Annotated in this window: 2 protein-coding genes and 1 pseudogene; 2 read left to right on the forward strand and 1 reads right to left on the reverse strand. The window is 57.4% G+C overall.

The window, feature by feature from the left end:
* Positions 1-281 (reverse strand): annotated as a pseudogene (locus tag RTI30_RS13990) (hypothetical protein); the annotation flags it as partial.
* 288 nt (positions 282-569) lie between these two features.
* Between RTI30_RS13990 and tyrS the strand changes: the two are divergent.
* Positions 570-1,778 (forward strand): tyrosine--tRNA ligase, encoded by a 1,209-nt coding sequence (tyrS, locus tag RTI30_RS13995; RefSeq protein WP_312284113.1) that lies wholly within the window; start codon positions 570-572, stop codon positions 1,776-1,778.
* 14 nt (positions 1,779-1,792) lie between these two features.
* The gene (locus RTI30_RS14000; RefSeq protein ID WP_312284114.1) at positions 1,793-2,287 is read left to right on the forward strand and encodes a glutathione peroxidase; all 495 of its coding nucleotides are present in this window, start codon (positions 1,793-1,795) and stop codon (positions 2,285-2,287) included.
* Positions 2,288-2,488 lie beyond the last annotated feature (201 nt).

Here is a 2,488-nt window from a genome sequence, read left to right on the forward strand (position 1 = left end):
ATGATCCGCGCACGCAAAATACCGGCAGTGGTACTTTGGGCAAAGTCCGGACCAATCAAATTGATATGTGGCACCTCCCGGAGCAGATTATCCTCCGTTCCAGCTTGTTGCCATACGGTTGGTTCGATAAAACCCGATACCCCAAAAAGCGGGGCTTTGGCCGGTGAAATACCTTGTAGCGCAAACCAATTGGCCGCCTGGGCCGTTGGCGAGAAAAAAAGTCCGGCGCCCAATAAAGCCGATATAATACCTGGTAGTAATAGAGTGTTGGCAGTTTTCACGGAGTAATCCTCTGGTGTTTTTCTGAATGGCTACGACTAAAGCAAGTCATGTGCCAAACCCGTATCGGCAGAAATATCCAGAGAATCAGCCTAGAACTGTCTATTTTGGGAGGTCGTGGCGGCCACGTCGCGCGTTCTGGGGCAGCATGCTGCGCAAAAGGGAACAACAGAAAAATCCCATAAGCTAATGGATTTTGCCGGCCGCCGCGTGGCCTCCGCCCCTGTCCGACTTCGCCGCAACCGGTGGTGGTGCTACCATCCTGCTACCAATAGTCAAGGGAAGTCAGCATGGATCACGAAACCGTCCTCGCGCAGTTGCAACTGGGGGCTGCCGATATTCTGCCGGAAGGGGGGCTTGCCGCCCTGCTCGCGCGTGCTGAGCAGGAGCGGCGTCCCTTGCGCATCAAGTTGGGCATGGATCCCACGGCGCCTGATCTACACCTTGGGCACACGGTCCTTTTGCACAAGGCGCGACAGCTGCAGGATCTCGGCCACGAGCTACTCTTTGTGATTGGTGATTTCACTGCCCGCATTGGCGACCCGACCGGTAAGAATGCCACGCGCCCGCCCTTGCGCAGTGAAGAGGTCGAAGCCAATGCCCAAACCTACCGCGAGCAGATCTTCAAGATTCTCGATCCCGAACGTACCCAGATCCTTTTCAACTCCCATTGGCTGGGAGCGCTATCACCGGAGCAATTGATCCAACTCGCCGCACAATCCACCGTGGCGCGCATGCTCGAGCGCGACGACTTCAGTAAGCGTTATGCAGCAGGTCAGCCCATTGCCATCCACGAGTTCCTCTACCCCCTGCTCCAGGGCTACGACTCCGTCGAGATCCGCGCCGACCTCGAACTCGGGGGTACCGATCAACGCTTCAACCTGTTGATGGGACGGGAGCTGCAAAAGACTTGGGGGCAGCCGCAACAGCTCGTCTTTACCATGCCCATTCTCGAAGGGCTCGACGGCGTACAAAAAATGTCCAAATCCCTCGGCAACTACATCGCCGTGCAAGATCCGCCGGAGCAGATTTTTGGCAAGATCATGTCCATTTCCGACACCCTCATGTGGCGCTACTACGAACTCCTGTCACGCCTCTCTGCTACCCAGCAGGCGCAGTGGCGTCGAGAATGCGATAGCGGTTTGCGCAACCCCCGCGACTGCAAGCTCGACTTGGCGCAAGAATTGGTCGAGCGATTTCATGGTGCCAGCGCCGCGCGGAGCGCCAGAGAGGGATTCCTTGCACAATTCCAGCGCCACGAGCGGCCGGAGAGTTTGCCCTTGCAGGCACTTTCTTTGGAGTCTCCCCGTACCGTACCACGCGTGTTGCAACACCTTGGCTGGGTGAAGAGTAGCAGCGAAGGTATCCGCAAGATTCGCGAGGGTGCCGTACGGTTGGATGATGCCAAAGTCGAGGATCCCAGCCTCTCCCTGGACACGGGAACGGAATATGTACTGCAGTATGGCAAAAAGCATTTTGCGCTGATCAAGCTGCGCTGATGAACGAGGTACCCTTGGACGCAAAAACCAGCGTTTACGACTTCTGCCTTCCCCTGCTCAGCGGCAAAGAATGCTGCCTGCGGGACTTTGCCGGCCAGGTGTTGCTCATCGTCAATACCGCGAGCCTCTGCGGCTTCACGCCCCAATACGCCGGCTTACAAGCCCTATACGAGCGCTATCGCCGGCAGGGCTTTGCGGTACTCGCCTTTCCCTGCAACCAGTTCGGCCACCAAGAGCCCGGCAGTCCGGAGGCCATCGGCGACGTTTGCTACGGCCGCTTTGCCGTCAGCTTTCCCGTTTTTGCCAAACTCGAGGTCAACGGCCCGCATACCCATCCTCTCTTTGCTTATCTCAAAACCAGTAAGCCCGGCTGGCTGGGCCCGGCGATCCGCTGGAACTTCACCAAGTTTCTGATCGACCGCAAAGGCAATCCACGTCGTCGGTATTCACCACGGGTAGCGCCGCAAAAGATCGCACCCACCATCGAGACCCTGCTTCGGGAAGTTTGATACCCCCTTCACAACGGGTGTTGACACCCCCCGGTGCCTGCGTATAATGCGCCCTCACCACGCAGCACTGCTGGCGTGACGGAAGCCAAAAGTGGCATCCCTTGTTCTTTCGCAACCGAGTGGAGATGTGTGGGGTTTAGGCCCTAGATGCTATGGGTGCGCTGTGATGCTGTATGAGAGTACGGTGTTATGGTGTACGGA

Source organism: Candidatus Igneacidithiobacillus taiwanensis (genome assembly GCF_031962545.1).
Lineage (GTDB): Bacteria > Pseudomonadota > Gammaproteobacteria > Acidithiobacillales > Acidithiobacillaceae > Igneacidithiobacillus > Igneacidithiobacillus taiwanensis.